The sequence below is a fragment of the Lacrimispora sp. BS-2 genome (assembly GCF_040207125.1).
GTDB lineage: Bacteria > Bacillota > Clostridia > Lachnospirales > Lachnospiraceae > Lacrimispora.
This window is the reverse complement of sequence record NZ_CP157940.1, coordinates 850,822-877,233: the sequence shown is the minus strand read 5'-3', so window position 1 is coordinate 877,233 and position 26,412 is coordinate 850,822. Positions and strand designations below refer to the sequence as shown.

24 protein-coding genes are annotated in these 26,412 nt (G+C 47.7%); 2 read left to right on the top strand and 22 right to left on the bottom strand.

Features of this window, described 5'->3' with window-relative positions; all coding sequences use genetic code 11:
- The 13 genes from ABFV83_RS04215 to ABFV83_RS04155 form a co-directional block, all read right to left on the bottom strand.
- Positions 1–699 carry an amino acid ABC transporter permease gene (locus tag ABFV83_RS04215; RefSeq protein ID WP_349947693.1) on the bottom strand — a complete coding sequence of 233 codons (699 nt, stop codon included), beginning with the start codon at positions 697–699 and terminating at the stop codon, positions 1–3.
- A gap of 4 nt (positions 700–703) precedes the next feature.
- Entirely contained in the window at positions 704–1,531 is an 828-nt protein-coding gene (locus tag ABFV83_RS04210) for a transporter substrate-binding domain-containing protein (RefSeq protein WP_349947692.1), read from the bottom strand.
- Positions 1,532–1,554: 23 nt separating this feature from the next.
- The gene (locus tag ABFV83_RS04205) at positions 1,555–1,965 is read right to left on the bottom strand and encodes a NifB/NifX family molybdenum-iron cluster-binding protein (protein WP_349947691.1); all 411 of its coding nucleotides are present in this window, start codon (positions 1,963–1,965) and stop codon (positions 1,555–1,557) included.
- A gap of 25 nt (positions 1,966–1,990) precedes the next feature.
- Positions 1,991–3,289, bottom strand: coding sequence for a nitrogenase component 1 (locus ABFV83_RS04200; protein ID WP_349947690.1), 1,299 nt, complete (start codon positions 3,287–3,289; stop codon positions 1,991–1,993).
- A complete protein-coding gene (locus tag ABFV83_RS04195) occupies positions 3,289–4,752 on the bottom strand; it encodes a nitrogenase component 1 (RefSeq protein ID WP_349947689.1) in 1,464 nt (487 codons plus the stop codon). The genes ABFV83_RS04200 and ABFV83_RS04195 overlap by 1 nt, the downstream gene beginning before the upstream one ends.
- 20 nt (positions 4,753–4,772) lie before the next feature.
- Positions 4,773–5,762, bottom strand: coding sequence for a cysteine synthase family protein (locus tag ABFV83_RS04190; protein ID WP_349947688.1), 990 nt, complete (start codon positions 5,760–5,762; stop codon positions 4,773–4,775).
- Between the two features lie 33 nt (positions 5,763–5,795).
- Positions 5,796–6,644 carry a nitrogenase iron protein gene (gene nifH / locus ABFV83_RS04185; protein ID WP_054738531.1) on the bottom strand — a complete coding sequence of 283 codons (849 nt, stop codon included), beginning with the start codon at positions 6,642–6,644 and terminating at the stop codon, positions 5,796–5,798.
- Positions 6,645–6,742: 98 nt separating this feature from the next.
- The gene (locus ABFV83_RS04180; protein ID WP_349947687.1) at positions 6,743–7,102 is read right to left on the bottom strand and encodes a NifB/NifX family molybdenum-iron cluster-binding protein; all 360 of its coding nucleotides are present in this window, start codon (positions 7,100–7,102) and stop codon (positions 6,743–6,745) included.
- A gap of 23 nt (positions 7,103–7,125) precedes the next feature.
- Positions 7,126–7,998, bottom strand: a complete 873-nt coding sequence (locus tag ABFV83_RS04175) for a radical SAM protein (RefSeq protein ID WP_349947686.1) — start codon at positions 7,996–7,998, stop codon at positions 7,126–7,128.
- Positions 7,999–8,086: 88 nt separating this feature from the next.
- Positions 8,087–8,251 (bottom strand): YezD family protein, encoded by a 165-nt coding sequence (locus tag ABFV83_RS04170; RefSeq protein ID WP_349947685.1) that lies wholly within the window; start codon positions 8,249–8,251, stop codon positions 8,087–8,089.
- Positions 8,252–8,907: 656 nt separating this feature from the next.
- On the bottom strand, positions 8,908–10,545 hold the full coding sequence (locus tag ABFV83_RS04165; protein WP_349947684.1) for a SulP family inorganic anion transporter: 1,638 nt from the start codon (positions 10,543–10,545) through the stop codon (positions 8,908–8,910).
- Between the two features lie 111 nt (positions 10,546–10,656).
- Entirely contained in the window at positions 10,657–11,325 is a 669-nt protein-coding gene (locus tag ABFV83_RS04160) for a Crp/Fnr family transcriptional regulator (RefSeq protein ID WP_349947683.1), read from the bottom strand.
- Positions 11,326–11,345: 20 nt separating this feature from the next.
- A complete protein-coding gene (locus tag ABFV83_RS04155) occupies positions 11,346–13,130 on the bottom strand; it encodes a restriction endonuclease FokI C-terminal domain-containing protein (RefSeq protein WP_349947682.1) in 1,785 nt (594 codons plus the stop codon).
- Between the two features lie 174 nt (positions 13,131–13,304).
- Here ABFV83_RS04155 and ABFV83_RS04150 point away from each other — a divergent pair, with 174 nt between their 5' ends.
- Positions 13,305–14,465, top strand: coding sequence for an acyltransferase (locus tag ABFV83_RS04150; RefSeq protein ID WP_349947681.1), 1,161 nt, complete (start codon positions 13,305–13,307; stop codon positions 14,463–14,465).
- A 3-nt stretch (positions 14,466–14,468) separates the two neighbouring features.
- On the opposite strand, the gene ABFV83_RS04145 is transcribed toward ABFV83_RS04150, so the two are convergent.
- The 5 genes from ABFV83_RS04145 to ABFV83_RS04125 form a co-directional block, all read right to left on the bottom strand.
- Positions 14,469–15,626 carry a DUF4317 domain-containing protein gene (locus tag ABFV83_RS04145; RefSeq protein ID WP_349947680.1) on the bottom strand — a complete coding sequence of 386 codons (1,158 nt, stop codon included), beginning with the start codon at positions 15,624–15,626 and terminating at the stop codon, positions 14,469–14,471.
- 129 nt (positions 15,627–15,755) lie between these two features.
- Positions 15,756–16,130 (bottom strand): desulfoferrodoxin family protein, encoded by a 375-nt coding sequence (locus tag ABFV83_RS04140; protein WP_349947679.1) that lies wholly within the window; start codon positions 16,128–16,130, stop codon positions 15,756–15,758.
- Between the two features lie 104 nt (positions 16,131–16,234).
- Positions 16,235–16,990 (bottom strand): response regulator, encoded by a 756-nt coding sequence (locus ABFV83_RS04135; protein ID WP_349947678.1) that lies wholly within the window; start codon positions 16,988–16,990, stop codon positions 16,235–16,237.
- Entirely contained in the window at positions 16,983–18,701 is a 1,719-nt protein-coding gene (locus tag ABFV83_RS04130) for a histidine kinase (protein ID WP_349947677.1), read from the bottom strand. Before ABFV83_RS04130 ends, ABFV83_RS04135 begins: the two co-directional genes overlap by 8 nt.
- Positions 18,698–19,759, bottom strand: coding sequence for an extracellular solute-binding protein (locus ABFV83_RS04125; protein WP_349947676.1), 1,062 nt, complete (start codon positions 19,757–19,759; stop codon positions 18,698–18,700). The genes ABFV83_RS04130 and ABFV83_RS04125 overlap by 4 nt, the downstream gene beginning before the upstream one ends.
- A 130-nt stretch (positions 19,760–19,889) precedes the next feature.
- On the opposite strand from ABFV83_RS04125, the gene ABFV83_RS04120 reads away from it, so the two are divergent.
- Positions 19,890–20,735, top strand: a complete 846-nt coding sequence (locus ABFV83_RS04120; protein ID WP_349947675.1) for a hypothetical protein — start codon at positions 19,890–19,892, stop codon at positions 20,733–20,735.
- Between the two features lie 63 nt (positions 20,736–20,798).
- On the opposite strand, the gene ABFV83_RS04115 is transcribed toward ABFV83_RS04120, so the two are convergent.
- The 4 genes from ABFV83_RS04115 to ABFV83_RS04100 form a co-directional block, all read right to left on the bottom strand.
- A complete protein-coding gene (locus ABFV83_RS04115; RefSeq protein ID WP_349947674.1) occupies positions 20,799–22,247 on the bottom strand; it encodes a phosphoglucomutase/phosphomannomutase family protein in 1,449 nt (482 codons plus the stop codon).
- A gap of 91 nt (positions 22,248–22,338) precedes the next feature.
- A complete protein-coding gene (locus tag ABFV83_RS04110; protein WP_349947673.1) occupies positions 22,339–23,991 on the bottom strand; it encodes an iron ABC transporter permease in 1,653 nt (550 codons plus the stop codon).
- The gene (locus tag ABFV83_RS04105; protein WP_349947672.1) at positions 23,985–25,064 is read right to left on the bottom strand and encodes an ABC transporter ATP-binding protein; all 1,080 of its coding nucleotides are present in this window, start codon (positions 25,062–25,064) and stop codon (positions 23,985–23,987) included. The genes ABFV83_RS04110 and ABFV83_RS04105 overlap by 7 nt, the downstream gene beginning before the upstream one ends.
- A gap of 114 nt (positions 25,065–25,178) precedes the next feature.
- Positions 25,179–26,297 (bottom strand): ABC transporter substrate-binding protein, encoded by a 1,119-nt coding sequence (locus ABFV83_RS04100; RefSeq protein WP_349947671.1) that lies wholly within the window; start codon positions 26,295–26,297, stop codon positions 25,179–25,181.
- Between the last annotated feature and the right edge of the window lie 115 nt (positions 26,298–26,412).

The following is a 26,412-nucleotide window of genomic DNA, read 5'->3' as shown; positions in this document are numbered from 1 at the left end:
TCATGTCCTTTCTCTTCCATACTCCAGTTTTATATTCAGGTAATAAAAAAGAAGCCGGACCGTTAAACTTATAACAATATAGATCATCACCACAAACACATAGGCTTCCAGTACGTGCTTTGTGGCCGCACCAATGGATTTGGCCCTTCCCATGATATCGGTAACACCGATTAAAAACACAAGAGAGGAATTTTGGAACAGGCCCACCAGATCAGAGCCAAAGGGAGGCAGGGCGATCCTTACCATCTGGGGCAGAAGGATCCTTCGAAAGGTCTGAAACTCCGTAAGACCCACACTTAACCCTGCCTCTGTCTGACCATAGGGGATGGATGTGACTGCACCGTAAAATATGGCAGAAAGAAATGCTCCCTGATTTAAGATAAAGGTGATATAAGCAAAAGTCACTGCACTCCATCCCCGGTTTAAGTTGGTGCCAAAAACAGGATCAATAAGGGCCGGTATCCCGTAATAAATAATCATCAGCTGCACCAGCATGGGGGTTCCTCTCATGAATGAGACATAAACCTTTAGAAACGGATTTAAGACCGGTATTTTTTTTAGCTCTGCCAGAACAATGAAAGCGGCAAGAATCACTCCGAAAACCGTGGCATAAACCACAATCCAAAGGGTCACTGATAAATACGGAAGAATTTTAGGGATATTTTCAAAGAACCGCTCCCAGCCAAACAGTTTATTCATACCATTACTCGCTTTCCGTATAATCCCCGCCGATTACATCCTTTGATATCTGTGCAAGCCTTCCGCTTTCCCTTAATTGTTTTACCGCTCCATCCACTGCCTCCTGCAGACTGGTATTGGCTTTTGCAAATAAAAAATACGTAGAAGAGGACTGGATTGGCTCTCCCGTCACCTTTATGGCTTCCCTGCCGCCTTCATAATTTTTATTCAGCTTTTCCGCATCCCGTTTAGTCAGGATGGTGGCATCCCAGACTCCGTTTACAAGTCCTGTAATAGTTTCTTCATCGGTTGAATTATTCACATAATCAATCTTTATGGGATTATCCGGATGGTCTTTATTATAATTTTCCAGGATGTACACGGAATTTGAACCGGTGGAGCTTTTTACCTTCCTTCCCTTAAGATCATGAAGGGACTGGATATCCGTCCGGTCACCTGCTACGGCAAGATAAGTCACATAGGTGGTATACGGTTCTTTTCCAAACAGATACTTTTCATCTCTTTCCTTGTTATATTCGTATTGATGAGCTGCAAGATCAATCTTGCCCGCATCAAGGGAAATCAGCACATTGGCAAAATCAGAGGTCTGATATTCAAATTCATACTGGGGAAGCACCTCATCTACTGCCTTTAAGACCTCATATTCATACCCGGCAAGCTCCCCTTTCTCATCCAGATAGCAATAAGGCGCATAGGCATTGCCGGTTCCTACCACCACTTTTGTGACACCGCTGTCTGCTGCTGCCGCTTTTTTTCCGCATCCTGTCAGCATTGCCGCCCCAAATGCTGTCAGAACGGCATTCAAAGCCAGCTTTTTTATCCATTGATTCATTATTTTTTCCCTTCCTTTTCTTTTCATATTTTATTCGCCATCCCCCGAAGTGTCTGATGGTGATCCACCCGGTAAAAATACCCGGTGATTTTCTCCAATGTGCCCTCAATTTTCCCTTCCACATCAAAGGAACTGACCGCCTTTTTCTCCAACTGTTTCTGAATGTGAAAGCCGATCCTTTTGCAGATGACACAACGGCAGTCTGCTATGAAATCCACCCCTGGATGGTTTTCCTGTAAGCCTTCGCAGTTCCTTCCTTTGCACCCGCCCTGGCAGGAGGAAGGCTTTCCGGCTGTATTTACAGCTTCTCTTATTTCCAAAAGAGCGTACTCCCCTTCTTCTCCCACTTTATAGATGTAAAATTCATGGGCTGCCCCAAAATTCATGTCAATATTCACACCGTCAGAAGATGCAACTGCAATTTTATATGGCATAACACTCCCTCCATGAACCTGCCTGTCAATTGAATCTTGTTCTGGCAACGGAATAGATGTCTTCGATCAGCTTCAGGCCACCGTCATATCCTGTATAGTAGCTGTTCATGACCAGCCTTTCATTGACCGGCCAGGATACATTAAGGAAATGGGCATCAGTCTGTTTTGCAACCTCTTTTTCCCAATGACCTCCAAGGATCAGGGGATATCCATGATAATCATGGGCTTTGATCTCATTGTGGATCTTATAGCCATCGGTCTCAAAGTCCACCTCTGCTTCTATGCCAAAATTCAGCTCCTTAAAATAGGAACAGACCTTATTCCGGAACTCTCTTGGAGTATCATCCGTTATGAACTGCTTTGCAGGAAACAAACCCAGGTCATTGACCAGGAACTTTGTAATGCCAAGGGCATATTGGGCATCAGACACAACTGTAAACTGCTTTGACATGACTCTGGTCTCCAGGAACAGATCCGCATAGCGTTCAATGTAATAGTAATAATAAGCCTCTTTCTCAGCAATAAGGCTTTCGATCTTCTCCTCCGGCACTCCTGCGAACCCGCCTACTTCCCGAAGGAATTTACTGGTTTCAAAAGCCCCTATGGGGAGGGTGGGATAGTGAAGATAAGGGATTCCAAGCTTCTTCTCCATGTTCTTCATGTTATTAAGCCCGACCCACGGAGACACCAGCAGGTTAAATTCCGCTTCCGGGATCCTCTTTACATTACTTAATCCTCTTTGATAGCCAAATATGGTGTTCGGCGTAAGGCCAAGCTCCCTGACCAGATTTTCAAGCTCTCTTAAATTTCCCAGCCAGAATTCATCCTGATAAGGCACATCGGCCCATATATTGACCAGATTTTTTATCCGGTTATCTGACCGTTCCAAAAGCTGGTCAATGATTGCATCCACCACCTGCTCATGGCCCTTGTAGTTGTTTCCCTTAAAGCCTGCGGTTGAGGCATAGATGACCGGTTTTTCGGCATCCCGGAACCCCTCCACCACTTCCTCGGTGTTGTCACCCACGATCTCCGGGATACAGCCGGTCAAAACCACATATAAATCGGCGTCAATGACATCCAGGGAGTGTCTGATGGTTGACTCCAGCTTTTTAACGCCTCCGAATACAACATCCTTTTCGTTGATGCTGGTACAGGGATAGATATTGGGAGAAAAATATCCGGAACTGCCCGAGGAATTGGAAAGCTTCTGGGCGCAGCCCGGCCCGGAATGGAGGACCGGAATGGCCCGTTCAATCGCCTGAACGGTCTGCATGGCGCTCATGGCGCATTTATACCTCTGTTTGTCTAATATCTTTGCCATCAGCCAATCGCCTCCTCTAAAAAGCTTCCCACATCCTGCTTATACCACCAGTCCGTGTAAGGCAGCTTTACTCGTTTTGCCAGATTTTGTTCAAAGCTCCGGTTCCGTATGGTATCTAAAACCGTATGAGCGAACTCCAGCGTATGCTTATATCCGAATATCATGTATTCGTCCGCCACATAGACCGCCGGCGTCCCCTGTTTAATGGCCCATACTGTAGAACCGGGATGGCGGGAAAGGTATAAATCAGGACGGTATTTGTTTAAGATGTTCATCACCTCAAAGTTCTGCTGGTCCGCCACACTGGTTTCAAAATTAATGTCATTGTCGAGAAGATAACTCATGGCGGGAGGTACATCCCCGTTTTCGTATTTCTTGTCATAATGCCATGCCAGCGCCCAAACCACTTCGATTCCCAGCTCGTTCAAAACTCTCGTCACCTCAAAGGTGTAGCCCGGCCCCATTCCGAGAACCGCTTTTAATCCCTTTAATTCTTCCTTCACCGCTTCAATCTGAGGAATATAGATCTTTCTTTGTTCTTCTATGTAATTCTCCACCTCAAGCTGCTTACCGGCCACCCTTCCGATTTCCCGAAGCCAAGTCTCAAATCCGACGATCCCCAAGGGATTGACGGTCCGGATATAGGGAACGCCATAGTGCTCTTCTAAGCCATTGCCCAGATAATTTCCAAGAACTCCGCAGATGCACGTTGTCGCAACGGATTCTGATAAATGCTCCAGTTCTTCCACCGTTGCGTTGGCATATAAAAAAATGGGTTCTAAATCAAAATTCTTAAACATTTCCATGATTTCATTTCTGGCGCTTTCGAAAAAGTTTTTAAAATTAATGGTTTTTCTTTTCCGCTGGGGAGGCTTTACGATTCCGCTTAATACCGCATGATCGGATATATCAAACCCTGTCGCCCAGATTCGTGATTTAAAACCTTCGCAGTGAACGGCTATGACAGGTACCGGAATCTGATCCTTCACATCATCCACCACGCTGTCAATGTCTTCTCCGATGATCCCCGTGGCACAGGAACTGCTGACAAAAATTGCCTTTGGCTGGTAACGCCGGTTAACCTCCACAATAATATCTGCCAGGGCTTCTGTGGAGCCGAAAATAGTATCATTCTCATTCATGTCCGTGCCGATGTATACAGATTTGTTTACGACTCCTCTTTTAGCGGCTACCTGATTGGTAACAATGTACTGTGAACTGGCCGTGGCCGAACACCCGGAAGGACCGTGATGGATGACCGCCACATCCCGGATCCCTCCCAGCTGGCTGAGAGCACAGCCTGAAAGGCAGGTGCTTGACTGGGAAAAACAGCGCCCGCAGCCCTTTAAGCTGCCGCACTTACTCTGACTGGCAAGATCATGTAAGTCTCCTACATATCCGGTTATGGAACCTAACCGGGTCTCCCTGGTAGCCAGATTGGAATTTGATAAATTAATTGCCATGTTTAACCTCCAGACTTTGACTAAGCTTCTTCAAAAAGCTTTGTGGACAGGTACCTAAGACCGGTATCCGCTAAAACAACTACAATATTCTTTCCTTTGTTTTCAGTTCTTTTTGCCACCTGGGCGGCTGCAAAAATGGCGGCTCCGGAGGAAGTTCCCACTAATATCCCGTCTGTCCTTGCCACTTCCTTTGCAGCTTCATAAGCCTGATAAGTTTCCACCTCATATTTTTCATCATAAATGTTTCGATCCATGGTAAGGGGAACCCGTTCTGCAGGCACTCCTTCAAAGGGATGGATCCCTGTGATATCCGGCGGCAGTGGATCGGTCTCACTGGGCAGGGAATTTGGCCCCGGCTGTATGGCAATGATCTTAATATTTTTATTTTTACCTTTTAAGTACTTTCCCGCCCCTGATACGGTACCTCCCGTGCCGACGCAGGCCACCAGAATATCCACCTCTCCATCCGTATCCGCCCAGATCTCCGGCCCTGTGGTCGCTTCATGAACAAAAGGATTTGCCGGATTTTCGATCTGATTGACAAAAAAGATGTTTTTTTCCTTTGACAGCACCTTCTCCTTCAGAGTATTAACAGCCGCCACAAAATCCCCGCCTGTTTCATCCAGCACCGCCTGGACCTCCGGCACCTGAGATAATCTGATGGCTTCTCCGCCAAAAGCTCTGATGTTCTTAAACCGTTCCTCGCTGACATAATCCTGGACATATACCCGGAAAGAATATCCTCTGGCTGCCGCGATTGCCGCAAGGCCGATCCCCGTATTTCCGCTGGTGGTTTCCACAATGGTATACCCTGGTTTTAAAAGTCCCTTTTTTTCCGCATCATCGATCATGGCCAGTGCGATCCTGTCTTTTACGCTCTGGTTGGGATTAAAATACTCAAGCTTTGCGATGATCTTCGCTTCCAGAGCATGTTTTTTTGCGTAATTTTCCAGCTCCAAAAGAGGCGTTTTTCCTATGAGTTCCGTGATTGATTTATGAATATTACTCATTCATTCCCTCCTTATTCCAGCACCCTTTGTGCCTTAGATCTTATAATCATCGTTGATGTTCATAAGCCCGAATTCAAAAAGAATTTCTTCCAGCCGTTCCTGATCCATGGGCGTGGGAATGGTGAAATCCTGATTATCAATGACAGCCTGCGCAAGATTCCGGTATTCATCTGCCTGGCTGGAATCGGGTTTGTATTCAATGACTGTTTTGCGGTTGATCTCCGCATGCTGCACAATGTTATCCCTTGGAACGAAGTAGAGAAGCTTGGTCCCAAGCTCTTTTGAAAAGGCACGGAGCAGATCCAGCTCCCGGTCCACGTTCCGGCTGTTGCAGATAATTCCCCCAAGCCGTACTCCTCCGGTCTTTGCATACCGTTTGATGCCTTTTGCAATGTTATTTGCCGCATACAGGGCCATCATCTCCCCGCTTGCCACAATGTAGATTTCTTTGGCCTTTCCTTCCCGGATGGGCATGGCAAATCCTCCGCAGACCACATCTCCCAATACGTCATAAAACACATAATCAAGGTCATCGGTATAGGCGCCAAGATTTTCAAGAAGTCCTATGGAAGTGATGATGCCTCTGCCGGCACAGCCTACTCCCGGCTCCGGGCCTCCTGATTCCACACACCTGGTTCCCTTATAACCTTCCTTCATGATGCGGTCCAGCTCTACACTGTCCCCCTCTTCCCGCAACGTATCAAGAACCGTTTTCTGCGCCAGACCGCCTAAGAGCAGCCTGGTGGAATCCGCTTTTGGATCGCACCCCACAACCATGACCTTTTTTCCAAGCTCTACCAGCCCTGCCGTCAGGTTTTGGGTTGTGGTGGATTTTCCGATTCCTCCCTTCCCGTAAATAGCAATCTGTCTGATCTGTCCCATTGATAAAATCCTCTCTTTCTGATTCTCATCATAAATTATCGTATAAGTCTTCCATTGGCTCTGTTAAAAACCAGTTGGCCCATGGTCATGGATCCTTTCTAAACTTCATTTAATAACTTCCGTAACTCTGTGTAAGTAAGAAGCCTCCTGATGGAATCCTCAATATATCCCGGCAGTTCAAAGGCTTCAATGTGGTTTTGTTCCAGGGCAGCCCTAGCACCGGCTCCGATCCGGCTGACCAGAACATAATCACAATCTTCAAACAGGACTGCCAGGGCTTTTAACTGTGTTTCATCATGCTCCTGTCCCTTGCATACGGGAACTGTTTTACGGCTTCCCTCGTATGTGAATGTCATATCCCTGCTGTCGGCTGCTACGATGTAAAAAACTTCGGCTCTGCCAAAATGCTGGTTTACTACCTTTCCGTCTGTTGATGCGACTGCTATCTTATATTTCATGGTGTTTTCAATCCCCTTTTCCTTTATCCGTGGGAAAAGGTATCACTTCCTGCGATCCTTCTCTGGTATATGAGATCTCCGTAATCCTTCCCCCCAAGCATGCCCACCGCATCGGCACGGCAGTGCTGGCAGTGGCGGAAAACATCGATGTATTTTCCTGCCCGGGTCCTGGCCTCGTCGATTTCCTGACAGACAGGGGCTGGTTCACGGGAAAGGTCTGCCTGTGGGATCAGGGGAATGATGTTATAGATCCTTGCGCCTGCCTCTTTTACGGCCTTTGCAATATCCTCAATATGCCCTCCGTTTATGTTTGGCACCAGCACGGTATTCACTTTCACCGTAATTCCTGCATCCGCTATCTTTTTGATTCCCTTTAACTGGTTTTCTATCAGGATCTCAGCCGCCTGGACTCCCTCATAGATTTTTCCATGGTACAGAATCCACCGGTTCAGCTTTGCCTCGATTTCCGGGTCCACCGCATTTACTGTAACGGTCACGGATTCTACTCCGATTTCAATGATCTCAGCCGCCCTTTCATAGAGAAGGAGCCCGTTGGTGCTCATACATTTGATCAGCTCCGGATGGTGTTTCTTTACCAGGCGGAATGTCTCCAGAGCGTAATCCGTAGCCAGGGTATCGCCTGGACCTGCAATGCCTGCCACCGTGATCTCCGGACAAAGGACAAGAGCCTTGTCAAGAACCTTAAGTGCCTGCAAAGGGGTGAGCACCTTAGAGGTCACTCCCGGCCTTTCTTCCTCATCGTTAATTCTCCTGTCACAGAACTTACAGGAAATATTGCAGCCAGGGCTTACCGGAAGATGGATCCGGCCCACGTTGTTTTTATTTCCTCCAAAGCATGGATGTGACTTTTGCAGATTTTGATATGTATTTGCCATTTCACTCTCTCTTTCTTAAATTAGGATACAAAAAAAGACAACCTTCCCTGATACGCATTCCTGCTTATCAGAACCTCCGGTTGTCCAGTCAGCTCTTTAATCTGATTTTTTCTATTTTTTCGATCTGTACGATTTTTCCATCCTGAATCGTTATGGTAATGGAACCATACTTTACATGGCTGGCCATTTCATGGATCAGCTCAATGTATTCTTTTTCAGGATCAGAAGCATTTGAATAGGATATGGGAATCACCTTCTCTCACTTATGAATCTCCGCCAGGACCCTATCTCTTTCCCCGGCCCGGTTTCTTTTTCTCAGGTGGTTCTTTTTATATGTATTTTCATTCTTTTCGTATTCCCTGAATCTCCTGCATTTATGGATTGATCCAATGGCATAACCATGGACTTTATCATTAATTTCCGCTTATAAAAAAAACAGGTACTATTACAGTACCTGTAAAACTCCAGCTGTCACGGATCCAGGTATTCTAATACATACAAAAATAAGCTGTATTCATATACATGCACACAGTTTTACAACAACAGCTATCCATCTGTTCAAAGCTTGCAAAATGGTCAATCCCTGCAGAAAACATTGTGTTTATCATATGAATGACATCCTTTCTTCAATACCCTATTATCTTTATAGGTTTAATATGTATTGATTATAATATTATCTTTTTGAGATGTCAACATCTTTTTCATATTTTTATGATATTTTTTTAACGACTTGTCCCTTTTTATCTCCATTGTTCCCCCTTCCCAGGCCCCCGCCCATGGAAAAGAGTTGGGGATTGACCGGTCCTAAGAAGGGAATAAAGCGGCTGACAGAACATAAACAGGCCGTAAGAAATCAGAGCATTCCTTTTCTCTGACCCTTACGGCCTGTTTTCCGGCTTGCCGGTATTTTTATAGCGCGGAGGCACGCATCAAAGCCTCATCAATGCAGCCTGCAATATTCTCCCGTCCCATATCATCTACAAATCCCGCCCGTTCCATCATTGACATAGGCTGTTCGTTCACATGGGATAACATCAGTGTGATGTTCTTTCTTTTTAAACTGCTGTAAAGCTTCTTTAAGCTTTTTAAGGCAGTTGTATCCATGGCCGGAACGCTCCGCATACGGAGTATCAGCACTCTCTTTCCGTCTTCCAGTACCACCTTGGATATCTTATCTGCGGCTCCAAAAAACATTGGACCATTGATTTCAAATACGGCCACATGCCCTGGAACAGGCTTTAAGTCAATGCGGTCTCCTTCATTCTCCTCTTTATCCTCCAGATACTTCCAGCCGTTTACCTCGGCCACATCCGCCATCCGCTTCATGAACAGCAAAGAAGCAAATATCAGGCCAACGCCGATAGCCACCACCAGATCAAATACCACGGTCAGGATAAAAGCGACCAAAAGCACGGACCAGTCACTTTTAGGGGAAGTTTTTACAATTGAAACAAATTCTCTCCACTCGCTCATATTATATGCAACCATAAACAGAATCGCTGCAATGGCCGGCATAGGGATAAGGGCTGCATATGGCATGAGAAATACAAGGATCAACAGCAGAAGAACTGCATGAACCATTCCCGCCACAGGAGTTCTTCCTCCGTTTTTCACGTTGGCGGCCGTCCGCGCAATGGCGCCTGTAGCCGGGATTCCTCCAAACAATGCAGAAAAGGTATTACCCAGTCCCTGAGCAATCAGTTCCATGTTGGAATTATGCCTGCTTCCTATCATTCCGTCTGCCACAACGCAGGACAGCAATGATTCAATGGCAGCCAACACCGCAATGGTCACTGCATCAGGCATGACCTTCCCCATCATGTCAAGGGACAGCCTGGGAACATGCAGAGCCGGAAGACTGGGGGAAATGGTATACAGATCACCAATGGTATGAACCGGAAGATCCAGCACCTTTACCAGAACCGCAGTGAGAACAACTGCAACTAAGGATGGGGGGACCTTCTTAAAATATCTTGGCCAGATGATAAGTACGGAAAGGGCGATCATTCCTATTGCCAATGCCATGGGATTAAGGGTTCCGATGGAGTGTACCACCTGCTCCAGCTTTTCCATGGTCTCCACCGGAGCCTTTTCAAAGGTAAGCCCCAGGAAATCCTTTATCTGGCCGATAAAAATAGTCACCGCAATGCCGGCGGTAAACCCGGTTGTAATGGTATAGGGAATAAAACGTATCAGACTTCCCAACCGTAAAAATCCCATGATAACCAGAATAATTCCGGCCATTACGGTTGCCGCGGCCAGACCGTCAAGCCCGTTTTTTATGACAATACCAGCAACAATAGAAGCAAATGCAGCCGTAGGCCCTGCAATCTGCACCTTACTGCCGCCTAAAAAAGAGATCACAAAGCCTGCGACAATGGCCGTATAAAGTCCCTGCTCCGGGGTTACGCCGGAAGCCAGGGCAAGAGCGATAGAGAGAGGCAGGGCAATGATTGCCACGATAATTCCGGAAATAATATCCTTTATAAACTGCTCTCTTGTATAGTGCTTCATTGATAAAAAAAACTGGGGTATCATATCCTTCATTTTTCCCGATCCTTTTACATTATAAATTTTTCACAAACTTTTTATAATATAACTGTGAAAAGAAAAGAATGCAAGTGAATTTCCCATGTTTTTCAAATAGTACAAGGATTCCTATCTCAGACTGTCCTCTGCCAGAAGTTCTAAGCCCTTCTCATCAAGAAGCTCCACACTTCCCCTGGTGAGTTTAACCAGGAGGTCCGCCTGGAACAGCCGTAAGAGGCGGGTCACCACTTCTCTTGCCGTTCCCAGATGATGGGCGATCTGCTCGTGGGTAATGGAAAGCTCCCCGGAACCCGTAAGCCTCCCCTCTTCCAGAAGAAAAGCGGCCAGGCGGCCATCCATTTTCTTATTTAAGACCTGGTCCATGAGCCACATGACATCGGTAAAACGGGAAGCCATCAGCTCATTGGTAAAGTTTGAGACAACTGCCGACTGCTCCATCAGCGTCTTGTAGACCTCCGGCGGAATCACTGAGACCACGGAATCCTGCTCCGCTTCCACCGTAACATCAAATTGAATGTTTTTAACCATACAAGGACCGGAAAAAAGGCAGATATCCCGCTCAAGCAGACGATAAAGCGTCAGCTCCCGTCCCTCATCCGATATCATAAAAACCCTAAGCTGTCCTTCGGTCACAAGCAAAAGCCCGCTGCAGCCGTCAGCCCCGCCGTGGACCAGCATACCTTTTTCAAACCTGGCTTCCCTGGCTTTTTCTTTTAAGAGCATTCTCTGTCTCTCTGTCAGCTTATTCCAAAAAGGAAGATACTCTCCCAACACCATAACATCAAACCTCCATGTGCCTAAGAACGTTGAAACCCAATCTCATCATTGCAGTCAAAAAACTTAAAGCACTCACTGTAGTCCAGCCTTCCTGACTTCAGCTCTTCTGCCATCAAAAGAAGATTCAGGGAATTGACTGCGGCTCCGCAGATCCCGGAACGCATCCGGATATTCTCAAGCCTTTCCCTAAATCCGCCGGTAAACGCACCGGAAACAAAAGCAAAGTGATAGCGTATCACACCTTTATCAAAGATCTCCCACCACTTGTTTGGATTAAGCTTCTCATTCCGTTCCTTATTTTCCTCTATGTAGCGGTACATCTCATCGGCCTGTTTGATCGGAAGGGAATACCCTTTTCCATAAGCCTTGTTATCAATGATCAGCCCATCTTCTCCATAATATACGCACACATCCGGCTTTCTGGTATCCCCAAGCCTGGCTCCCTTAAAGTCCAGTTCAGCTGTCAAAAGCTGGGCTGTCTGTATCTCATAATCCCTGTCTGAACTGCCGTCAAATCCCAGATCCAAAAGGATGAGATACCGATGGTCCACATGGATTAAATGGGATCTTAAATAATCCTTGCACAGGGACACTTCTGATTTTACCGGCACCGGTCCATGGTTTTCATAAGGCAGCTCAAGACCGGTTATTTCCTCCATGATCCGATAGGTGTTTCCGGTCTTTTTCACTTGAAGCCCAATATTTTCAAGGCTTCGGATGTCATCGAGAATCGTCTCTTCCTCCTCTTCCATGCCCATGCCTTTTAAATATTCCTTTACCTGCAATGGGGAGCGGTAGGCTCCTTCCAGATATTTTATGATATGGGTCCTGCGGTTGCGCAGATATTCCCGGTCAGCCACCTTGGTAGCCAGCATATCCCACATCACCCGCTTGGGAATTCTGGGGAATTTTGAAACGCCTGTCACATGCTTTAATACGGTCCTTCCCTTTAATGTCAACTGGTAAGACTGGGGGATGGTTCCGGTACAGGACTTCCCTCCGATGGCAGCAGTTACCTCCTTTGCCGCCTTGTTGATCCAGCCCATCTGTAAAAGCCAGCTGCAAATAGTCCGGACATATTTATCGCTGGTGCCTTCCGTATCCTGGAGAAGCTTTGTCCTCTCTTCTCTGGTTTCTGCTTCCGCCAGCCCCTGGAGGATCATGTACTGGGGAATGGAGGTAAAGCCTGCCTCTCCGATAAAGCCAAGCCTTGCTCCCATCTCAAACTTTGTCAGATGCCCTTCTTCTCCCAACAGGGACAGAACTCTGCACACGGGCGGGTAGGAAAGAAGGGCGGTCCTTAACGCGAAAGCCTCCTCCTCACTGCCTGCAGGCGCATTGGCATACTGCTGTCCCAGGGGGGACAGGGAACAGACATCCTCGTTCCGGCTGTAATGAAGAAAGCCAATGCTCACTGCCCATCTCAAAAAGGAATCTGCCGGCCAGTCGCTTTGGTATTCCTTTCGCTGTCCCGGCAGGACGGCCTGAATGATCCCGGAACAAGGGGCATTGCTCCTTGTATAGCCTGCAGGCGTCCCTTTTCCCTTTAAATGGGTATAGGGGATGGAAATTTCCCTGCTGCTTAATTCCCGTATAAACTCGTCTTTTCCGTCTTTTTCCGATATGAGCCTGGGTATCTTATCCATACGCAGGATCCTGTTGATCTCTGAATCCGGCACAAACGCGGATACAACATTTTTTAGATTTTCCAGGGTATAGGCCTCCTGTACCCAGCCAAATGTCCGATCTGCCACTGTCATTTCCTCTCTGCATTTTTCTTTTTCCAGCCCATGTTCTTTGGGCATAAAAGTATCCCCGCAGGGCGTTTTCTTAAGTATACCATAGCCGCCAGGGATTGACCACGTAATTTTCCTGAGAATGGCCAAAGGGTTTGGTTTGTGATGAACGGATTCCTGTGATATAATGGTGAAAGCTTGTTATCTTTATAAGATGAAAAGGACCGGAAAGGAACAGAAATTATGGGAAAGTTACAGATGACAATACTTGCTTTTATTGCAATTTCCTGCGGCATTCATATCAGGCGGCAGCTTAAGGACAGAGATTATTTAAAACATCTGTTTTTAGGAAATGATTCCGGAAAAAGCAGGATCCTCTACCTTGATTATGTCCGTCTTATTGCCGCCCTTTTCGTTATTTTAGTCCACTGCCTTGATTTCTCCACAGCCGGGCTTACGGCCGGGAGCAAAACCTGGGTGGGGGTTCAGTCCCTTTCCTCTATTCTCCTGGTCTGCAATACCCTGTTTATCATGAACAGCGGTGCTTTGATCCTGAGAGAGCAAAAGGAGAGCCTGCCTGCCTTTTATTATAAGCGGTTCCTTCAGGTGGCCCTTCCTTTTTTTTGTTACTACTGCATTTATATCCTGCTCTCCTGCCGGTATTTTAATTCCGGCCTCATGAACGGAATCTTGAAAGCCTTAAAGGATATGGCGGCAGGCCCCATTGACTGGGCGCCTCATTTGTGGGTGATCTATGTCATTTTGTCCCTCTATATCCTGGCTCCGTTTTTCAGCATTCTTTTAAGGCATCTGACCGGCTCCATGCTTCACGGACTGGCGGTCCTAATCCTCCTTTTCCGCTGTCTGGCCGTTTACCTGCCTGTTATTGGCCTGCCCTTAAACTTTGAACTTATGATCAGTCCATGGGAAGGAGTGTTTTTGCTTGGCTATTACTTTTCCAAGCCCATTTCCATGAAATACAGGAAGGCCTGGTTGGGACTTGGCATGGTATCCTTTCTGTTCACCATCCTCTGTACCGCCCTGCGGCCTGATTACAAGGCCATTCTATTGGCAGAAGGCGCTCCTGCCATGATCCTTCTGGGAGCCTCAGTTTTTCTTATGCTTCGTTCCCTGGAAAACCGGCTTCCAAGGCCAGGGATGGTGATGAACTTCCTGATCCGGCACAGCTATTCCATCCTGCTGGTTCACTGGGCCGTGCTTTATTTTGTCAGAGAGCGGTCAGGGATCAACTGGCTTTCCTTTGGCATGGCAGGCAGCACCCTGCTTTCCTTTATCCTGGTTCTGGTCCTTTCTTCCGCTGCAGCCTTTCTCTTTGACCAGACCATAGTCCTTTGCGTCCAGACACTTTTTAAAGGCCTGGTCCATCCATTAAGGAGCCGGTGAGTTTTACTCCTCCGGCTCCATTGTCCTTTCTGCTGCTATGGGCCTTACCGTGATTCCGTTGATCTCCACATGCTCGCTGATACCGATGACAATACATGGCCTGCCGTCGATCATCCGGTTTTCTACCAGATGGGTCTTATCAGGGGCTACCTTTATACTCACGTCCGTTGTTTTAATCTCAAAGCTTTTGGTATTGATCACATTGGACGCGATAAAGGGAGGCACAGACTTTTCTTCGTCTTCGCTATAACGCTGCTCAAATTCCTCCAGCTTCTCCTGGCTGGCTCCATTGTTCTCCAACAGTCTTTTCATCTGGTACTTGTCCAGGGTAAAGGGAGCCGGCTCATCCTTTGTTTCTTCAAGAATCTCATTTAAATTTTCGTGAAGGCTCTTAACCGTTTCAAAATCGCAGTTATCTCCCAGGGTTTCCTCTACAATGGCCTGGAACGTCTCCTTCTGGCTCTTGGCGGACATAGGTATCACGCAGCCAAGCAGTTCATCAATCAGGCGTTCCGGCATCTGCTCCGGGTTTTTGGCATAGTATAAAAGGCTGTGGATATCCGTATTCCGGTCTGTGAAGGCCGGAAATAAAAAGCCGGTATCAGGAGCCTCCACGATCCAGTCCCTGTTGCGGTTTTCGATGACGTTGGCCTCGGAATTGTAGCAAAGCCCTGCCTTTGACAGCTTCACCGGGCAAATGGAGCACTGAATGAATTCATATACAAAATCAGAGGCATCTTCCATTTCCAGGCCATCGGAGCTCCTTGCGGGAATATCATAGGCACAATGAATGAGGATGATGTAATAATTCTCGCCGTAATCGTAGCTGGCAATCAACCTGTCATAGAATTCCTCAATCAGGGCATCATCCTTTAATTGGCTGTCCCGGAGCTTCAGCAGAAAATTCTGGGTTCCGCCTTCTGCTTCCGTATGTAAGGGAAATTCCATATTGACCATGTTCTTGCCGATGGTCCCTGACAGGCCGCTTCTAAAGATGGTGAAATATTTAAATGCTTCTTCCTCTGGGAGGGATAAAAATGCTTCCTTAAGCTCCGTTCTCTTGTTCTTTTCCGCGTCCACATAGCAGCCGCAGATACGGCTGATGGCACAGTTGGCCGGAGTGAAAAGTTTCTTTATTTCATTGGCTTCTTTCTTGTTCATTCTACGGTCTTCTCCTATTCTAAAGTAAAACTGCAAATTTAATACTAGTGCAAATCAGGCCAGAAGTCAAGAATTGGTAATACTAAAAAAAGCTCACAGACCACCAGGCCCGTGAGCTTTTTAATTTTCTTATTTATCAGCTTTCCATAATCCGTGAAGATTACAGTATTCGTATGCAGCAACTATCTTATCTCCGTCGCAAAGCATGAATTCAGCCACCGGTTTATCTCCCGGATTCAATATCTTTCTCTGATTGCCCTGCTTGGTCTCTAATGCGATCCAACCGATGAAATGTTCAGGAAGCATTGGGTGTTCCACGGAACCAACAGTAACTTTTACATGGTGTCCGTCAATCTCAATAACCGGAACGTGCTTCTCAGTTGCAGCATCTGTTGTATTGGCTGCCAATTCGTGCATATCTTCTCCGCAACACGTAATTGTACCGCCTTTTTCTTCTACAACCGCCACAATATTACCGCAACGGTTACACTTTAAAAATTTCATAGTAATAACCTCCTTCGTCTTTTGAATCCTTATTGAATTATATTCTCAGTATAACATAAATACCAATAATTTACAATAGATTCCAGCCGGCAGACAATACCATTTTACTTCCCGCATCTTTCCTGGTATTCCGAGGGAGACACTCCCAAAAGCTTTTTAAACTGCGCACTGAAATAGGCCGTGTCCGAATATCCCACCTGGTCCGCCACTTCATAAACCTTGACCCGGCAGTCCTTAAGCAGGGACATGGCTACCTGCATCCGGTAAAAGGTGAGATAGCTGGTAAATGTATAATCCGTTTCCTTTTTTAACACCCGGCTTAAATATCCCTCGCTGATTTCTAAATATTCCGCCACCGTGCTGATGGTGATGTTCTCCTGATAATGCCTCCGGATGTACCGGATGGCCTCAGCCACATATTTGTTTTTGGATTTCTTATCTGCATGAAAACGGAGCACCGGCGCCGCAGCCTCTTTTTCCGTGCCTTTCTCAATCTGGCTCCTGATGTGAAGGATGGCCTGCTCCAGATCTCCATCCTTTAAGGGCTTTAAGAGGTAATCACTGACCCCTAAGCGCAATGCGCTTTGTGCGTACTTAAAATCCCCGTAAGCAGTCAGGATAATGAACCTGGCAGTGCACCCTTCTTCCCTCAGCCTGGTGATCATCTCTACCCCGTCCATGCGGGGCATCTTCACATCCGTCACGATAATATCCGGGGAGAGCCGTTCTGCCAGACGGGCCCCTTCTTCCCCGTTGGCAGCCTCGCCCGCTATGACACAGTCCAGAGCCGCCCAGTTGATGGTCAAAATGATTCCCCGGCGGACCATCGTCTCATCTTCCACAACTATGACCTTATACATCCGTCACCTCCCTCTGGGCCGGCAGCCTTAAGGCAATGGTGGTTCCCTCCTTTGTTACCTCCGCCCTGATCCCGTATTCCTGCCCGTAATAAATCTTCAATATACGGATCACATTGTAAAGCCCCAGGTGCCCATCCCTTTTGAAAGGATTGTCACTGTTGATCCAGTCCACCATTTCCTTGTTCATCCCGCACCCGTCATCCGTGATGGAAATGCTTAACACGCCATCTTTCTCAACTGCAAAAATGCATATGTACCCGTTCTCGCATCCATAAAGCCCATGGATGATGGCGTTTTCCACCAATGGCTGCAAAAACATTTTGGGCACCATGCAGTCCTCAAGCTGGTCCGGTATCTCGGTCTCATAAAGGAAACGTCCTGTAAAACGGATCTTTTGGATCTGTATATAGCTTTCAATGGTTTCCAGCTCCTCCCTCAAGGTGATAAAAGGGCGGCTGGAAATGCTTCTCCGCAGGATCACTGCAAGATTCTCCGCCAATATGGCGATTTCCGGAATCTGGTTAATCCTTGCATTCCATTTAATGGTGTCCAGGGTATTATAGAGAAAATGAGGGTTTAACTGGGTCTGATACAGTTTAATGGTGGTCTTATTTAAATCCTTCTGCTTCTGAACCGTGTCCTCTAAGTATTTCTGTAAGTCCCCTGTCATCTGGTTAAAGCTTTCCGTCAGCCTTCCCAGCTCATCCTGCCGGTTCGTATGAATGCGGATGGATAAATCCCCTTTTTTTACCTTTGCCATCGCCTTATCTAACTGGCTCACCGGCTGGGCAATTCCTTTGGAAAGAGCGCCGGAAATCAGCAGGCAGAGGATCAGCCCCAGAGCGGATAAAAGAAAGCTTACGGTCCTCATGGTATGGATGGCACCGACACTGATTGGTGAGGAGCGTCTTAAGAGGACATAGATTCCATGGGAGGGCTCCCTGGTCCACAAATACCTGGTATATACTCCCTTCCCTTTTTCTCCCTCCTGTCCCGTCATTCCATGGAGAATGATATCGTCCATCTCCTCTTCTCCATACTCCGGCCTTGAGCAGTAAATGGGTCTTTGATGGGAATCCAGCAGCAGTAAGGTATCCCCTGAGGAATAAAAACCATTTAACAGATTGTCAAAATTCTCCCTGGAAAAATCAAGAACCACATAACCAGTCCTGGCTCCCTGGGGATTTTCCAGGGAATAGGCTCCCTGCATCAGGATATTTTTATCCGTTTCCGGAAGATAGGGATCGGTCCTGTAATAGGTGATCCCCTTCACCCCCTGAACCTTTCTTAAAAGCCCCCAATGGACGGGAAGAAAACTGTTTTTGGAACCAGTATCCGTTGTAAAACGCAGCTTTCCGCCAGAATCATAAATGCTGAACTGGGCGCTGCTGTATATTTCCTGAACCGCCTGATACAAAGACAGGTACAAATCCTTCTGCATCTCAATGGCATCCTTGTCGATCATCACCCTGGCTGCCGTACCGTCTGCTGTAAAAGCCTGGCAGGCCTTCTCACAGTTTTCAAATAGCTGGGTCAGCTTTTTGCTTGCCTCGTCCAGCTGCCGGTTCCCCTCCACCGCCATCTGCCGGTTAATGGAAGCAGTAAAAAGCCTGGTCACTACCACGCTCGAAAAGGTCAGAGGAACCAGTGCTACCAGAAGACATCCCAAAAACACCCGTGTTTTGAAAGAAAACCGGCCGTACCACTTCATTCTCCGGCCCTCCTTTTGTGCAGGGACAGGATCCCGTTCCATTGTTTCAGAATTTCCTCTTTTTCTCTGGACAGTTCCTTTAAATCCATGTCAATGATGGAAAGCCTGCTGACAGGGGAAAGTCCGGGCAGAGGGGGGACGTCCATCCGCACGGAGCGCCTGTTTAAATCTGAAACAAGGATTTTCTGGGCATCCTTACTGACCGTGAAATCCAAAAACCGTCTGGCAGCCTCCGGCCGTGAGCAGCCATTTACAATGGCAGTACCATCGGGCAGCACTGTGGTCCCTTCTTTCGGATAAATGTAGTCCACATCTGCACCACCGGAGCGCAGAGCCTGTGCCGTCCCTTCTATGGTGACTCCCAGGGAATACCTGCCGTCCAGAATTCCGGAATTCACCTCCGATAAGCTGGAAAGGCTGCTGTATTCCAAGTTAGCTGCCAGCTGCTCCATATAGTCTTTTCCCCGGTACGTATAAACAGCCGCAGCCAGAGCCGAGGAATAGATATCCGACATGCCGGGATCCATAAAGGCTACCCGGCCTTTCCATCTTGGTTCCAGCAGGCTGGTCCAGCCAGCAGGCACCTCCCGGTATGTGACCACATTGGTGTTGTACATGATGACTAAGGGGCAGGCGGAAAAGCTGGTCCATTTATGATCGCTGCAGCGGAACGCCCCGGCTATGAATGGGGTTTCAGGACTTTCGTAAGCCTGCCAGTACTCCTTTTTCTCTTCCAGAGTCCTGATTCCTACCCCAAATACCACATCCCATGTTTCTCCGTCATCGCTGCAGGGGCCGCCGCCGTCCTCTAAAGTCTTTAAAAGTTCCTCCAAAGACCCGGCTTCCACCTTTACATTCAAGCCTGTGCGCTCCTCGAACTCCTTGACCACCGGCTCACAGATCCCTTTCTCCTGGACCGTGTAAACCACCAGATCAGCCTGGGAAAGCATGGGCGGCTCTCCCGTTTCCGGCCGGCAGGAAGACAGGAGAACGCAGCAAATAAGAGACAGAGCGCAGACCTCCGGCCATTTTCCTCTGGTGCTGTTAGTAAGTCTCATAGACGCCTCCTCTCCTGTCCGAAATATGGCTTCATATTATTCATTATATCAAAAATATGTTCGTTTTTCCATGGGCAGAAGGCCTTATTTATGGTAAACTTTACCTAATAAATAATTGGAGGTGCCTGCAATGGCCGTACAAATCATAGAACAATCCATTATTCCAAAGCACACGGAAAGCAGCCTGTGTGAGGATGGGCTGTTTGTAAATGAAAACTTCATCGCCGTAATCGACGGAGTGACAAGCAAGGGAGCACTTACCTGGCCCGAAGACCTGGAGAAAGGCGCTGGAAACATGACCAGCGGATGCTATGCAAAAGAAGTGCTGTCAGAGGCCTTAAGCACCATGCCCCCCGGCATTGACGGAGCCGGTGCCATGGACTATTTAAACGAATCCCTGGCCCGGGCCTGCCCTACACGCCGCTCTATCCTGAAGGAGAAGCCCGAAGAACGCCTGCAGGCAGTCATCATCCTCTACAGCCTCCGCCGCAGAGAGGTATGGGCCTTTGGCGACTGCCAGTGTCTCATTAACGGCATCCATCACCAGCACGCCAAAGCCGTCGACAGCCTCCTATCCCAGGTCAGAAGCCTTTATATTCAGACGGAGCTGCTTTTAGGCCGTACGGAAGCGTCTCTTTCCGGCCACGACACCGGACGGGAATATATCCTTCCCCTCCTGCGCCGCCAGCTCCTTTTCGCCAATGAGGATTCTCCCTACGGATATGACGTATTGAACGGTTTCCCCATTCACCCGGGTCATGTCATCATCCAGCCCGTTCCTCCTCACTCACGGATAGTCCTGGCAAGCGACGGGTATCCCGTCCTTAAGGAAACTCTGTCGGAAAGTGAGGCTGCCCTTAGGGAGCTGATTAAAAATGACCCCCTTTGCTTTCGGGAAAACATGGGCACAAAAGGGCTGGTCAAGGGAAATAACAGCTTTGATGACCGCACCTATATCCGCTTTGATACTTTATAAATAAAGCGCAGAGTGGCTGCTGCAAAAGGAAATCATTCCTTTTGCAGCAGCCTTTTCATTTTCCTATCCCTCCTGCAGTCCCAGATATTCCTCAAACAAACTGCACACGCTTACAGAATCTGCCTCTGCCTTCATCTCACAGAAGATCCGCAGCAGCGGTTCCGTACCGGAGAACCTTGCGATCACCCAGCCGCCGTTTTTAAAGTAAACCTTACAGCCATCCTCATAGGAGATCTTTTCAATCTCAAAAGGCAGTTGGGGAATCTTCCTGTCAATCATCAGAATCCGGTGGATTCTTTCCTTTTCCTCGGCTGTAAAACGGTAATCCCGCTCTGTCATATGGATTGCCCCGTACTCCCTGCGGATGTCCGCTGCAATCTCAGACAGCTTTTTCCCGGATACTGCCATCATTTCTACCAGAAGGGAGGCAGCATAAATTCCATCCTTGCCGTGAATATGCCCCTTCACCGTCAGGCCGCCTGATGACTCTCCGCCAATGATGGCATCCATCTCCTGCATTTTTGCGGATACGAACTTAAATCCAACGGGGACTTCATAACATTTCTGCCCAAAGCTCTCCGCTACCCGGTCCAGCACATGGGTAGTGGAAAGACTTCGGACCACCGGCCCCCGCCAGCCCTTGTACTTCAGAAGATAATAATACAGCATCACCAGAATGTTGTTGGCATGGAGGTAACGGCCCTGATCGTCAATGACTCCCAGTCTGTCCGCATCCCCATCCGTGGCAATACCGATATCGCAGTACCGGTCCAGTACATAATTTTGTAAGCTCCGCAAGGTCTGCTCCGTAGGCGCAGGCATCTTTCCGCCAAACAAAGTGTCATGCTGGTCGTTGATAGTTTCAATGGTACATCTGGCAACGGAAAGGATGGTGCTTAAGGCCGTAAGGCTCACTCCGTACATGGGGTCAATGGCAACCCGGAAATCCCGGGCGCGTATGGCATCCATGTCAATGACGGATATGATATTGTCCAGATATTCATTTAAGGGGTTGATTTCCTCTACCACTCCTTTTTTTACAAGTTGAAGATACGAGGCTGGGGGCATCTGTCCAGCCTCCTCATCGTCTGGCTGGTATATCTTCTCCGCTTCTAAAAGATATTTTTCAATATCCCCGGTCTGTCCCTCATCCGCATCACGCCCTCCATAAGTAAACACCTTGATTCCATTATAAATGGCCGGATTATGGCTGGCCGTCACCATCATGCCGTAGCTTAAACGGTGCTTCATCACATAAAACATGATAAGAGGCGTGGGGGAACTGCGGTTTATAAAAAACACCTTAATTCCCTGCTTCCCAAAGATCTCACAGGCCCATATGACCGCTTCCTTGGACAGGAAACGCCTGTCATAGCCTATGACGATTCCTTCTCCTTCTTTTTTTTCTGCTTTCATCTTAAGGCTAAGGGCAAGAGCCAGTTTTTGGATATTTTCTTTTGTAAATTCCTCTCCGATGATGGCTCTCCAGCCACCGGTACCAAATGTTACCATCCTTTGTATCCCTCCATGTTTTCTGGAAATGCCCAAAGCTTTCCACCAAAAACCTTGGGCGGATTATTATGCCATGTGTCCGCAGTGCAGCTCATACAACCGAAACCTTCCCCTTGCTTACCTTTAAGAAAATAAGCAGGGATATGACCGTACTGACAGTCAATATGGAAGCCAGTGCTGCCGCCGTACCATAGCTGTTTCGGACGACCTCCGTATAGATGGCCACGGATATGGTACTTGTCTTGCCCCCGTAAAGCATAACGCTGGAAGACAGCTCGTTGATACAGGTGATCCAGCTTAATATGGCTCCTGAGAGGATACCCGGGGCCATAAGCCTTGCCGTCACCTTGGCAAAGGTTTTCATGGGTGATACCCCCAGACTGATGGAGGCTTCCTCCACACTGGGATCCATCTGCTGCAGGAATGCGCTTCCCGACCGCACCGTATAGGGCAGCTTCCTGACTACAAAGGCTATGATCATAATAGCGGCAGTACCTGTAAGGATCATGGGCTGTTTATTAAACGCCACAATCAGGCTGATGCCCAGTACCGCGCCCGGAATGACAAAGGGAAACATAATGAGAAGATCCATCAGCTGTCCTGCTATCCCTCTCTGGCGTACCACAATATAGGATATCAGCATGCCCAGCACGATAATGAACACAATGGCTGCAGCAGAGAACACGAAGGTATTGCGGATATTGGTCCACAGCCTGTTAAAAATCGTCACATAGCTTTCTATGCTAAAGCCTTTTTTAAACCCTGTAAAATCGCTTTTTACAAAGCTGCTGACCACCACCACGATCTGGGGAAGAATTCCAATAAAGGTTACCAGCAGAACCGGCAAGGTTACCAGGAAGCGTTTCAGTCCGTGAAGTTTTTCTTCCTTAGGCGGTCTCATGGCTGTCATGACATAATTTTTTCTGGTCACAAAATATTTCTGAACCAAAAGCACCGTAGTAGAGCAAAGCACCACAATCACGGACAACGCGCTGGCTAAATGAGCATTTCCACCGATCTCACTCATATATTCGTTATATACCAGGACGGGAAGGACCATATAACCCTCACCAATAAGCATGGGCGTGCCAAAGTCCGCAAGGCTGGTCATAAATACCATAATGGCTCCCGCTGCAATGGAGGGCAGGATGACCGGTATAGTAATGGTCAAAAGCCTGCGCAGCTTATTGCTTCCCAGATTTTCCGCCGCCTCCTCAAGGCTTGAATCAATGCTTCCCATTGCCCCTGACGTATATAAATATACATAGGGAAACAGCTTGAACGTAAACACAAGAATAATGCCAAGCTTTCCATAAATGCTGGGAAGATGGATTCCCATGCCTGCAAAAAACCGTGTGACAAAGCCGGCGCGCCCAAACAGCATGATCCAGCTGTAAGCGCCGATAAACGGGGGGCTCATAAGGCTCATAATGATGAATATATGGATAAAACGTTTTCCAAAAACATTGTATCTGGACATCAGATAGGCCATGGGCACCCCTACGGCCAAAGTTGTGGCTGTGGTGACAATGGAGACGAACAGGCTTCGCCCAAGAGAGGAATAATAATACTTTTTCGTGAAGAACCGGATGTAGTTTTCAAGGGTGAAGCCTTCCACCTTACCGGAGAAGAAGCTTCGGGTGATCAGGGTACAGAAAGGATAAATCAGAAACAGCAGCATAAAGCCTACCACCGCCACCTTCACCCAAAACCAGAAATCCGGCTTCCAGCCTTTCTTTACCATGATATCACCTCCTGGGTCTGGGCATCGTATACACCTACCGCGCTGATATCAAAGTTCACCCGCACCTCCTGTCCGTCTGGCCGCAGGTCGCTTGCATCCTTTGTGTATTCATTTAGCTGAATGGTCTGACCATTGTTCAGCTGGATCTCATACTCAATGAAATCTCCCAGGAACGTGGAAATGACGATCCGGCCAGGAAGCCCTTCCTTTTCATCGAAGAACAGCTGCTCCGGTCTTGCGGAAATGATTCCCTTACCCTTGTAGGCGGATTTCAGCCTGCAGGTCAAACTGCATTCATCCTTGATATTTAAAACAGCTCTGTCCGGAACGCTTCCATCCACCTCACATTCAATGAAGTTTGATACGCCGATGAATCCGGCCACAAAGGTGTTTCCCGGCTTCTTGTAAATCTCTTCCGGCGAACCTACCTGCATGATGTTGCCTTCCTTCATAACTGCGATCCGGTCGGAAATAGCCAGAGCCTCCTCCTGATCGTGGGTAACATAAATGGTGGTGATTCCAAGCCGTCTTTGCAGCTTTTTAATAACTGTTCTCATCTGTACTCTAAGCTTTGCATCCAGGTTGGATAAGGGCTCATCCATGAGAAGCACCCCTGGCTCAATAACAAACGCCCTTGCAAGAGCCACCCGCTGCTGCTGACCGCCGGACAGCTCATTTGGTTTCCTGTCTTTTAGGTTTCTGATCTGCACTAAGTCAAGGGCTTCTTCCACCTTGCCTGAAATCTGGTCTTTGGGATACTTTTTTGCTTTCAGGCCATAAGCCACATTCTCCGCCACAGTCAGATGGGGAAAGATGGCGTAGTTCTGGAACACCATGCCAATATCCCTCTTGTGGGCCTCCAGGTTGTTGATTACCCTGTCATCAAAGCAGATCTCCCCGCCATCCACAGAATTAAATCCTGCGATCATACGAAGGAGGGTCGTCTTGCCGCATCCGGAGGGACCAAGCAATGTGAAAAATTCCCCCGGCTTCATCTCTAAATCCACCCCATTCAGGGCTGTAAAATCACCGTACTTTTTCACGGCCTGTTTAATAATTACTGCATGGCTCATATGTTTTGCTCTCCTTATACCATCGGCTGTCTTCCTGTCTCTTACTGAAAAGACTGTCCTGTCCCCAAGGGGCCGGGACAGTCTTTTTTGTCAGAATGTATTCCTATCCTTTTATTAATCGACCATAATGTCGTTGAATTTCTCAATAATGGCTTCTTTTTCATTTGCCGCCCAGTCAAAATCATAATCCACCAGTACGATATCCTGTAACTTCGCCATTCCTTCTCCCACTTCCATGTCGCTTCTTACTGGGCGGCGTCCCCAGTTCTTACTCTGCTCTGTCTGGCATTCCTTTGATGTAACAAAATCAATAAACAGCTTTGCGTTTTCCTCGTTAGGACCGCCCTTTACAAGAGCTACGCCATCCGGCACTGCGCTGGTTCCGTCTTTTGGATATACGAATCCAACGGACGGATCCTCCTTATACTGGACTGCGGATTTCTCCAGAGTCAGGCCTGCGTAGAACTCACCGTCTGCAACCATCTTGTGGCACTTGCCGGAAGAGTCTACAATCTTGCCGTCCAGATTGTCATATAATTTCTTAATGAAATCCCAGCCGGCTTCCTTGCCGCCATGGCCAAGGATCATGGTACATAGCTGAGTGTAGGCGGAACCGGACTTGGAGGGCAGACAGTATGCGATCTTACCTTTCCATTCAGGCTTTGTCAAATCCTCCCATGTCTCGGGAATTGCAAGGCCATCCTTCTGAATCAAATCCTTGTTGTAGAAAATGACCATGGGCAGAGGGCTTTCTCCGATCCACATGTCCTCGGAATCCTTATAAGCGTCGCCGATGAACTCGTCATTGGCACATACATAAGGAGCGAAATATTCCTTAAAGGCTGCCAGAGAGTCTGCTCCTCCGCCCCACAATACGTCTGCAATAGGATTTGCGGACTCGGCTGCAATACGGTTGCACAGTTCTCCTGTACCGGCCGCCACGACCTCCACCTTCACATTGGGATACTTCTGCATGAATAAGTTCACGCCTGCATTGAGCGGGTCTGCATCATGAGGAGAATATACGACAACGGTTCCTTTGTACTCCTCCGGTGCTTTTGCTGCTGCCTCGGCTCCGTCCTTGGACTCCTCTGCCTTTGTTTCGTCAGATGCCGCCTCTGCAGTAGTCTGAGGAGCTGCTGTGGTTTCCGCAGGCTTTCCTCCGCCGCTGCAGGCGGATAAGCTTAATGCTGCCAATGCTGCCAGTGAAGCTGTTAATAATCTTTTTTTCATAAATAACCTCTCCTTTATAAAATTATTTGAGTTCACGCTTATATGGAAATGTTTAATTCCCATGACCTAATTATAAGGTTTTAATGTGCATTTTTCCATTTAATATTCTTACATT

Bases quoted from the DNA above. Each gene is read 5' to 3' on its own strand.
- ABFV83_RS04175 (WP_349947686.1), bottom strand. From the start codon at position 7,998: ATGGCAAATACATATCAAAATCTGCAAAAGTCACATCCATGCTTTGGA.
- nifH (WP_054738531.1), bottom strand. From the start codon at position 6,644: ATGGGACAGATCAGACAGATTGCTATTTACGGGAAGGGAGGAATCGGA.
- ABFV83_RS04165 (WP_349947684.1), bottom strand. From the start codon at position 10,545: ATGAAGGATATGATACCCCAGTTTTTTTTATCAATGAAGCACTATACA.
- ABFV83_RS04120 (WP_349947675.1), top strand. From the start codon at position 19,890: ATGGCCGTACAAATCATAGAACAATCCATTATTCCAAAGCACACGGAA.
- ABFV83_RS04155 (WP_349947682.1), bottom strand. From the start codon at position 13,130: ATGCCCAAAGAACATGGGCTGGAAAAAGAAAAATGCAGAGAGGAAATG.
- ABFV83_RS04100 (WP_349947671.1), bottom strand. From the start codon at position 26,297: ATGAAAAAAAGATTATTAACAGCTTCACTGGCAGCATTGGCAGCATTA.
- ABFV83_RS04180 (WP_349947687.1), bottom strand. From the start codon at position 7,102: ATGAAATATAAGATAGCAGTCGCATCAACAGACGGAAAGGTAGTAAAC.
- ABFV83_RS04160 (WP_349947683.1), bottom strand. From the start codon at position 11,325: ATGGTGTTGGGAGAGTATCTTCCTTTTTGGAATAAGCTGACAGAGAGA.
- ABFV83_RS04115 (WP_349947674.1), bottom strand. From the start codon at position 22,247: ATGGTAACATTTGGTACCGGTGGCTGGAGAGCCATCATCGGAGAGGAA.
- ABFV83_RS04195 (WP_349947689.1), bottom strand. From the start codon at position 4,752: ATGGCAATTAATTTATCAAATTCCAATCTGGCTACCAGGGAGACCCGG.
- ABFV83_RS04200 (WP_349947690.1), bottom strand. From the start codon at position 3,289: ATGGCAAAGATATTAGACAAACAGAGGTATAAATGCGCCATGAGCGCC.
- ABFV83_RS04135 (WP_349947678.1), bottom strand. From the start codon at position 16,990: ATGTATAAGGTCATAGTTGTGGAAGATGAGACGATGGTCCGCCGGGGA.
- ABFV83_RS04150 (WP_349947681.1), top strand. From the start codon at position 13,305: ATGGGAAAGTTACAGATGACAATACTTGCTTTTATTGCAATTTCCTGC.
- ABFV83_RS04205 (WP_349947691.1), bottom strand. From the start codon at position 1,965: ATGCCATATAAAATTGCAGTTGCATCTTCTGACGGTGTGAATATTGAC.
- ABFV83_RS04130 (WP_349947677.1), bottom strand. From the start codon at position 18,701: ATGAAGTGGTACGGCCGGTTTTCTTTCAAAACACGGGTGTTTTTGGGA.
- ABFV83_RS04145 (WP_349947680.1), bottom strand. From the start codon at position 15,626: ATGAACAAGAAAGAAGCCAATGAAATAAAGAAACTTTTCACTCCGGCC.
- ABFV83_RS04215 (WP_349947693.1), bottom strand. From the start codon at position 699: ATGAATAAACTGTTTGGCTGGGAGCGGTTCTTTGAAAATATCCCTAAA.
- ABFV83_RS04210 (WP_349947692.1), bottom strand. From the start codon at position 1,531: ATGAATCAATGGATAAAAAAGCTGGCTTTGAATGCCGTTCTGACAGCA.
- ABFV83_RS04190 (WP_349947688.1), bottom strand. From the start codon at position 5,762: ATGAGTAATATTCATAAATCAATCACGGAACTCATAGGAAAAACGCCT.
- ABFV83_RS04110 (WP_349947673.1), bottom strand. From the start codon at position 23,991: ATGGTAAAGAAAGGCTGGAAGCCGGATTTCTGGTTTTGGGTGAAGGTG.
- ABFV83_RS04105 (WP_349947672.1), bottom strand. From the start codon at position 25,064: ATGAGCCATGCAGTAATTATTAAACAGGCCGTGAAAAAGTACGGTGAT.
- ABFV83_RS04140 (WP_349947679.1), bottom strand. From the start codon at position 16,130: ATGAAATTTTTAAAGTGTAACCGTTGCGGTAATATTGTGGCGGTTGTA.
- ABFV83_RS04125 (WP_349947676.1), bottom strand. From the start codon at position 19,759: ATGAGACTTACTAACAGCACCAGAGGAAAATGGCCGGAGGTCTGCGCT.